Source organism: Gluconacetobacter azotocaptans (assembly GCF_014174355.1).
GTDB classification, from domain to species: domain Bacteria; phylum Pseudomonadota; class Alphaproteobacteria; order Acetobacterales; family Acetobacteraceae; genus Gluconacetobacter; species Gluconacetobacter azotocaptans.
Genome location: NZ_JABEQF010000038.1, coordinates 1 through 6,784 on the forward strand (window position 1 = coordinate 1; position 6,784 = coordinate 6,784).

The following is a 6,784-nucleotide window of genomic DNA, read 5'->3' on the forward strand; positions in this document are numbered from 1 at the left end:
GATAGTGCTCGGGTCATGATCGCCGGCCCCCATCCCGGCAATCAGGATGAATCAGATTTTGACCAATATGGGAATCCAAAAACGACTCAATTAGATCAGATTATGCTCTAGTTGACACTAAGCCTAATGTGCCAGCGATCGAATGCCGGAATATTGGATATCGTTACGGAAAAGAAGATACGTGGGTCTTTCGGAACGTAAATCTGCAAGTACCGATCGGTGAAAGCTTAGCTATTACGGGGCCATCCGGGTGTGGGAAGTCCACATTATTGGCAATCATGATGGGTTTGATTCAGCCTGAAGAAGGGGAAGTGTTATGGAATGGTTCCGCGCTTGGCCCCGAGAATCGGGATGAATATCGTTTACAGATAGCTGGCGTTCTACAGGACGATGTTTTGCTATCAGGAAGTATTTTTGAAAACATTTCTGGATTTGATGAGGACGCTGATAGAGAATTTGTCTTTGAGTGCGCAAAAAATGCGCAAATATTTGATGACATTCAACGCATGCCAATGAAGTTTGAGACGTTGTCAAGTGAAATGGGGCATACCCTTTCAGGGGGACAACGGCAGCGTGTTGTCTTAGCTAGAGCCTTCTATCGACGTCCAAGTATTTTCTTTCTTGATGAAGCAACAAGTAACCTAGACGATGATAGGTCCGAAAAAATAAATGAATATATTGATGGTATTAATGCAACAAAAATTATAATTTCACATCGAAATCTAAAAAAAACGTGGTCGAATTTTTCTTTTCATTGAGATGTTTCTGCCAAAATGCGCTCATCGAACTGAGAAACTGTGTTTCTATAAAGAAACAATATGATATAATGTTTTTGCAACGTTGTGTTGCAGCATTGGGAATGAACGTCTGATTGTATCCTGATGTGTATATTCAAAGGGGAGAAGTTCTATGGACATTTTGCTTGAAAACGAGATCGATTTTGTTTCCGGAGGAGGTGACTCAAATGAAAGCTTCTCTCCTGGAAATGACGATATTGTCGTGTTTGGACATCATTTTACATCCGGTGCGATCCGAGATATCGGAATGGGCGCGTTATATATCGGTGCCGGTGTCGCGGCAACGGAGTTGGCTCCAGTAGTCGGCGTTGCAGCAGCCGGAGCAGAGATGGCACCGGTAGCCGCAAAACTAGTTGAGGCTGGAATAAAGCTCTCAGCGAGAACTTTCCAGGCGGGAGGTGGTTTTATGGTTTCGAATGGTTTGAGAATCATGCGTAAATAGAATAGGGACAAACTACATAAATAGATAGATAACTTTATGGTGCCACGGAATCTATCTCCGTGGCACTTAGGGAAATCGAAATGAATTCGCAAACGGCTCTTTTTATAGGAGCAAGCTTAACCATAGTAATAGTGAATTTTATATCAAAAAAAACTGGAATTAGGGAATGTTTCGGCCCTTGGATTAGAATTGCAATTCTAATACCCATCTCTATGTTGTTTTATTTATTTGTTATTTATGTCGTATATTTTGTAATGAGAGATGATCTTGGGTTGTTAAATTAAAATTCTTATAATAATAAAAATTACATAATTTTAAACAAAGTGTATTTGATATTTGAATCGCACTATAGAAATTATATGGCCATCTTGGTGAATGGTATTTATGGGAATGTCTGTATGCATTTTATTTATTTTTAACACATTTATTATTTTGGAATAATAGGCGGGTGAGGGTTCGATATTTATTGTAATGGCTTTTCCTCTAGCGTCGATTGTAGCTATGATTTTCTCGACATAATAGGAATAATCTGCAAGATCTAGAGCAGATCCACTGAACTCCGATTCGATGACGTGACAGCACGAGCGTCCTGTGATTCGCGAGCGCATCGTGCTCGACCCTGGCGAGAGTTGTCCCGCCTGCGGCGGTCCCCTGCGCCTCGTAGGCGAGGATGTCGCCGAAATCCTCGAATTTATCGCGGCGAAGCTGACAGTCATCGAGACCACGCGGCTGAAGAAATCCTGCCGGCATTGCGGGACGATGGTGCAACCGGAAGCGCCAGCCCGCCCCGTGCCGCGTGGCATGGCCGGTCCCGGCCTGCTGGCCCACATCCTGGTCTCGAAATTCGATGATCACTTGCCGCTCTACCGGCAAAGCGAGATCTTTGCCCGTCAGGGTGTCGACATTCCCCGCTCGACCCTGATCGACTGGTGCGGCCAGGCGGTCGCCGTGCTCCGCCCGCTGGCCACGCTGATCCGCCAGACGGTGACGGCGTCCGATCATCTCCATGCTGATGACATCCCGATCCAGGTTCTGGATCCTCGCCTGCGTCAGGCCGGCAAGCCGCGCGGCGTCAAGGAGGGCCGGATCTGGACCTATCTGCGCGACCCGCGCGCCTGGGGCGGTGACGATCCGCCGGCGGTTGCCTACTGGTTCTCTCCCGACCGCAAGGGGATCAATCCTCAGACCCATCTGGCGAATTTCTCGGGTATTCTCCAGGCGGACGCCTATGCCGGGTTCAAGGAACTTTACAAACCCGATGCGACCGGCGCCACGCGCGTGCGCGAGGCCGCGTGCTGGGCCCATCTGCGCCGGGATTTTCATGACGTCTGGAAAGGCAGCGGCTCGACGATCGCAAAGGAGAGAGGTCCCCGATGACGTGGAAACTGAAGCGAGTACGTCAGTGCGCGAAATGCCCCTGGAAGGTCTCTACTGATCCGCATGAAATCCCGCATGGCTACTGTGAGACCAAGCATCGCGAACTTGTCGGCACAATCGCTAACGAAGTGGGTAATCTGTCCACGGTGTACGGTCGGATCCCGCTGCGAGTGATGGCGTGCCATGAACATCATCCTGATGGCCAGGAAGCACATTGTGTCGGCTGGCTCATGAACCAGCTCGGCCGCGGCAATAACATCGCGCTGCGCCTGGCCGTCCTCGACTGCGTGAACGTCGGAAATGTGGTCCTGGAAGGCGCTCAACATGAGCGGTTCGAAGACACCCTTCCAAAGTCCACCTAACCCCGGAGAACCGCAGCGATGACGCTGACCGAGAATCAGAAGAAGGCGCTTGCTGCCATCCAACAGGGAACCGTCACGATGAGGAACACGGGGTATGCCTCGTGGCGCATCATGGGTCCGATCCACCCGAGCGTTGTGGGCCGCGTGATCGCCCTGGGCTTGGCCGCCTGGACCACAAATGAGAACGGAAAGAATGCGGCGCTGACCGCTGCCGGCAGCGCGGCCCTGGTCGCGTCCACCTAACCCCGGAGAACGACTATGACCCGCTTCGAGCATCGCGAGAACCGTCGGGCCTCTCGCCTCATGATGGACAGCAAGCCAGTGCTGGTTGAGGCACTTCGCAATATGCAGTCCATCTGTCCGCCGCGCGTGTCCAAGCAGCGCAAGGCGGACCTGGAGCGCATCGTTCGCAACGCCCTGTGGCGCGATGACAACGATCCGACCCGGCTGGCCATGCAGGCGGCTCTGCGGGATGCCCGGAAACAGGCGAGCGGTTCGCACGCCTGACAACCTAACGCCGCCCCCGAAGGAAAGAACCATCATGCACGCATACTGCTATCGCTCCGGCGAAATCGACTTCGGCGATCGCGCTCCGCAACTTGGCCTACTCGTCGCTCGATTACCATGACTACCTGAATCTTGGCCTCAACTCGATCGATATCACGCTGTCACCCATCAACGACTTCGGGCCCAGCCGATACGGCCTGCGCGCTCTATCGATCGAGGCGAGCTGACCAGAGCGGTAGGGTCAGCCGGAAAGGTGAAGCATCGCCGCGTCAAAGGCGAACGCCGCGCACCGCGGGACCACCAGCACGGCTGCTTGATGCACGGTTCCGCCGGACGGCTGCTTGATGCACGGTTCCGCCGGCCAGACCGAACGCGCGCTGCGCGCCCGTGGCCTAGTTGTGAGAAGCTACGGCGATCTGACTCTGACCGGCGCCGGCGGCGAATACGCCGCGTCCCTGTCATCCCCCCCGACGCCTGACCTGACAACCTCCCCCCCCCAGGAGACCGACCGTGGGACTCACGAAAGCACCGCCGCCGGCGCGCACTTCCAGACGGCCTTTCAGTCCTGCGGCGGGTGGTCTATCCCCTCGCCGGCGACCGAAGCCGGCAGGACCGGCAGAATGACGGACGAACGGTGAGTGGCGTCATGCCAGATCGTCTGGTTGGCGATCACCGCCGTCCGGGCGGTGGCCAGCGACTCCCCCGTATTGGGGTTGGGCGCGAATTGCGGGTAGTCGCTGGACGAGATTTCCAGCCGGATCCGGTGCCCCGGCTTGAACAGGTTGGAGGTCGGCCAGACCTTGATGTGATATTCGTAGACCTGCCCGGGAACGATCGGGGTCGGATGGCTCAGCGACTCCCGATAGGCGGCGCGGATGATGCCGTTGTTCAAATTGATCGCGCGCCCGTCGGGCCCGACATCAAGCAGCTTGGCGGTGAAATCGGTGTCCTTGGCATCCGTCGTCGCGAATAGATCGACCGTGATCGGGCCCGTGACGTTCAGCGCGTCCTTCAAGGGCGCGCTAGTATAGACCAGGATGTCCGGCCGCTGCTCGATGGCGGACTGGTCGAACTGCCCCTGCGGCCCCGACGTCCAGGAGCAGCAGGAATGGCCGCCCAGGCTGGGAACCGGGTTCGCGGGATTATAGACGAAATGATCGGCCGCCGCGCCCCGGGTTTTTCCGGTCATCAGGCCGCCGTCGCCCATGGACGAATTCGCCCGCCCCTCGCTGCCCAGGTACCAGGTGACATAGTGCGTGCCCGCGATGGGGAACGACGCGGCGGTATGCCACCGATTCTCGCCCATCGTGAAATAATCGACGCGCGGGCCGTCGGCGAAGCCGTTCGCCTGCCCCTTCAGCACATGGTCCAGGAACCGGATGGTCAGTTCGTTGACCGGACTGTTGGCGACCGAACCGATGTCCTTCAGCCGGGGGCTGACGACCGCATCGGGACGTCCCCAGCCGATATGCTCCCACGGCCCGATCACCAGGCGCTGCCGGGCACGTGCCTCCCCGCTGCCGCCGGACGTGCGCATGCCGTTGAAATTGTTGACCGCACCGTTGAGGAACGAATCATACCACCCGTCGAACGCCAGCACCGGCACCTTGACGCGGTCGTAATGGGTGCGGATCTGGAATACCTCCCAGAAACTGTCGCGCGTCGGATGCGCGACAGTGTCGTAGAAATAGGGCGCGACCTCCGGCTTGTCCGGGCGAAGCGGCGGAAAGGCGCCATAGGGCGTGAAGGCCAGCCAGGTCGACGGGTTCTTGCCGTCGGCGAACAGGGCCTTCGCCAGCGCCTTGTCGCCCCGGTTGGCGGCGGCGCTAGACGCGATGGTCTCCAGCATCCAGGGCTCGATGAAGGCCAGGCGGAAGGCCCCGTCCTCGTAACTCCAGCCGTCGTAATAATCGTCGCCGGTATTGGACGGAATGATAGCCTTCAGCGCGGGCGGCGTCGCGGTGGCCGCCAGCCATTGCGTCGCCCCGACATAGGACGAGCCATACATCGCCACCTGTCCGTCCGCGCCGGGCAGGGCCGCCGCCCACTGCACGGTGTCGTAACCGTCGTCGCGGTCATAGCGATATTCATAGAATGTACCGCCGGACCTCCCCTGCCCTCTGATGTCTTGGACCACGACAATATAGCAATGCGACGCGAACCAGGCGGGCGATTGAAAGCGTGAGGGCTGCACCTGCGCCACGTCCTTTCCGTACTGGGTGCGCATCAGCAGCACCGGCACCTTGCCGGGGGTGCGCGGGGTATAGACGTCGGCGCGCAGGACCGTGCCGTCGCGCATCGTGGCCGGCACGTCCGCCGCCTCGGTGACCGGACAGGACCCACTGCCCTCGCTGCTGGGCCAGGCGACCGGCGCGGCCACGGCGGAGGGTGCGAGCGCGAGGGTGGCCAGCGCGGTGGACGCCATGATGGCGGACAGGCGTGGAACGGAACGTGAAATCGTCATGCGTCTCATATCCTGGAAATACTCTCAGAAACCGGTGCTCAGGGATGCGACGACGGCCAGGCCGCCGGCGCTGAGATAGAGGGGCGACGAACCCGCGATGGTGCTGCCATTGACACCGCGCGTGGGCTTGGCGTTGGTCGAAATACTCTGCACGCCGGACAGGTAGTTCTTGGCACCGATATTGACGATGTTCAGCTGGAATTGAGGATGTTCCGCGAACCATAGCTTACGCATGCGATAGCCCAGCGTGATGTTGGCGGTCTCGTAGGCAGGGACTTTCTCGTCGTCCATGATCGCGGAATACTGCGATCCGACATAGTTGAAATTGAAGTTTCCGAAGATCGATCCGTCATCATAAGCGATTCCGACGGCAGCCGCGAATTCTGGGCTCTGCACCGCGATCTTGCCCCGCGTGGGCAGGAAATCGCTGCCCTTCTGGATGTTGTTGTCGGTCGTGGCGTGCAGGTACTGGGCCGACACGTACGGGCTCCAATGGTGCCAAGGGCGCAGGCCGATCTCCCCCTGCGCGCCGCGCGACGTCTTGCCGCCCGCCTCGATCGGCGATGGCAGGGGAATGCCATTGATATATTGCGACGAGGTGATCTGGTTGTTGGTGATGTTGTAGTTGAACAGCGAGACGGCGACGTTGACGGTGGAATAGTGGCGATAACCGATTTCCTCGCCGATCGCATATTCGCCCTTCAGCGACGATTGCTTCGACGCCGTGAGGTGCCCCCTTCCGGGTGGTCCATTGAGTATGATGGAATTCACTGCTGAAGGGACGACAGATGCCATTGAAGAAGCACAAGCCCGAGGAGATCATCGGGAAGCTGCG

General features: G+C 57.4%; 7 protein-coding genes and 1 pseudogene. 6 read left to right on the forward strand and 2 right to left on the reverse strand.

Annotation, left to right across the window (positions count from 1 at the left end; all coding sequences use genetic code 11):
* Positions 1-128: 128 nt before the first annotated feature.
* The 6 genes and pseudogenes from HLH34_RS18890 (at position 129) to HLH34_RS18915 (ending at position 3,485) form a co-directional block, all read left to right on the forward strand.
* Positions 129-758, forward strand: a complete 630-nt coding sequence (locus tag HLH34_RS18890; protein WP_220792275.1) for an ATP-binding cassette domain-containing protein — start codon at positions 129-131, stop codon at positions 756-758.
* A gap of 151 nt (positions 759-909) precedes the next feature.
* Positions 910-1,239 carry a hypothetical protein gene (locus HLH34_RS18895; RefSeq protein WP_183121110.1) on the forward strand — a complete coding sequence of 110 codons (330 nt, stop codon included), beginning with the start codon at positions 910-912 and terminating at the stop codon, positions 1,237-1,239.
* A gap of 597 nt (positions 1,240-1,836) precedes the next feature.
* A pseudogene (gene tnpC / locus HLH34_RS18900) lies at positions 1,837-2,601 on the forward strand (IS66 family transposase); the annotation flags it as partial.
* An 11-nt stretch (positions 2,602-2,612) separates the two neighbouring features.
* Positions 2,613-2,978 carry a DUF6283 family protein gene (locus tag HLH34_RS18905; RefSeq protein WP_183121111.1) on the forward strand — a complete coding sequence of 122 codons (366 nt, stop codon included), beginning with the start codon at positions 2,613-2,615 and terminating at the stop codon, positions 2,976-2,978.
* An 18-nt stretch (positions 2,979-2,996) separates the two neighbouring features.
* The gene (locus HLH34_RS18910; protein ID WP_183120990.1) at positions 2,997-3,221 is read left to right on the forward strand and encodes a hypothetical protein; all 225 of its coding nucleotides are present in this window, start codon (positions 2,997-2,999) and stop codon (positions 3,219-3,221) included.
* 15 nt (positions 3,222-3,236) lie between these two features.
* The gene (locus HLH34_RS18915) at positions 3,237-3,485 is read left to right on the forward strand and encodes a hypothetical protein (protein WP_183121112.1); all 249 of its coding nucleotides are present in this window, start codon (positions 3,237-3,239) and stop codon (positions 3,483-3,485) included.
* A gap of 559 nt (positions 3,486-4,044) precedes the next feature.
* On the opposite strand, the gene HLH34_RS18920 is transcribed toward HLH34_RS18915, so the two are convergent.
* Both HLH34_RS18920 and HLH34_RS18925 read right to left on the reverse strand, forming a co-directional pair.
* Entirely contained in the window at positions 4,045-5,949 is a 1,905-nt protein-coding gene (locus tag HLH34_RS18920; protein WP_220792276.1) for a CocE/NonD family hydrolase, read from the reverse strand.
* Positions 5,950-5,973: 24 nt separating this feature from the next.
* Positions 5,974-6,720 carry a TonB-dependent receptor gene (locus HLH34_RS18925; protein ID WP_244960050.1) on the reverse strand — a complete coding sequence of 249 codons (747 nt, stop codon included), beginning with the start codon at positions 6,718-6,720 and terminating at the stop codon, positions 5,974-5,976.
* Positions 6,721-6,784: the final 64 nt, after the last annotated feature.

What these genes read in the sequence shown, in the direction of transcription:
- HLH34_RS18920 (WP_220792276.1), bottom strand. Translation starts at nt 5,949, where the DNA reads ATGACGATTTCACGTTCCGTTCCACGCCTGTCCGCCATCATGGCGTCC.
- HLH34_RS18905 (WP_183121111.1), top strand. Translation starts at nt 2,613, where the DNA reads ATGACGTGGAAACTGAAGCGAGTACGTCAGTGCGCGAAATGCCCCTGG.
- HLH34_RS18915 (WP_183121112.1), top strand. Translation starts at nt 3,237, where the DNA reads ATGACCCGCTTCGAGCATCGCGAGAACCGTCGGGCCTCTCGCCTCATG.
- HLH34_RS18910 (WP_183120990.1), top strand. Translation starts at nt 2,997, where the DNA reads ATGACGCTGACCGAGAATCAGAAGAAGGCGCTTGCTGCCATCCAACAG.
- HLH34_RS18895 (WP_183121110.1), top strand. Translation starts at nt 910, where the DNA reads ATGGACATTTTGCTTGAAAACGAGATCGATTTTGTTTCCGGAGGAGGT.